1 protein-coding gene is annotated in these 441 nt (G+C 29.5%); it reads left to right on the forward strand.

What is annotated here, in order from left to right:
* Positions 1 to 320: nuclease/transposase family protein (locus tag GBZ86_RS17675; protein WP_479690757.1), on the forward strand; the 320-nt coding region annotated here is incomplete at its 5' end.
* Positions 321 to 441 lie beyond the last annotated feature (121 nt).

A 441-nucleotide genomic window follows, 5' to 3' on the forward strand; every position in this document is an offset into this window, starting at 1 on the left:
TCTTAAAAAACCCTGAAAGTGAAAAGGTAAGAGCTTTAGAAATGTCAGTAAAAGAAATACGAGAAGCTAAAAATGAACTTATTAAAATTAGCTGTGATGAAAAACAAAGAGCATTATATGAACTAAGAGCTAAAGCATTAAAAGATGAAACAAGTGCATTAAATAAAGCTAAGCGTGAAGGAAAAGAAGAAGGTCTTAAGGAAGGAATTAAAGAAGGAATAGAAGCGGTTGCTAGAAATTTACTAGATGTTTTAGATAATGAAACTATTGCCTTAAAAACTGGGTTAACAGTGGATGAAATAAATCAGCTTAGGAAGTAGTCACAATAGATTTAGTAGAATTATAAGGAAGTGAATAGAGTGTTACAGAGCTTATTAGATCCTAAAATGGATTTTATATTTAAGAATATTTTTGGTTCAGAAAAGCATCCAGATATATTAA

The sequence above is a fragment of the Clostridium tarantellae genome (assembly GCF_009295725.1).
GTDB classification, from domain to species: Bacteria; Bacillota; Clostridia; order Clostridiales; family Clostridiaceae; genus Sarcina; species Sarcina tarantellae.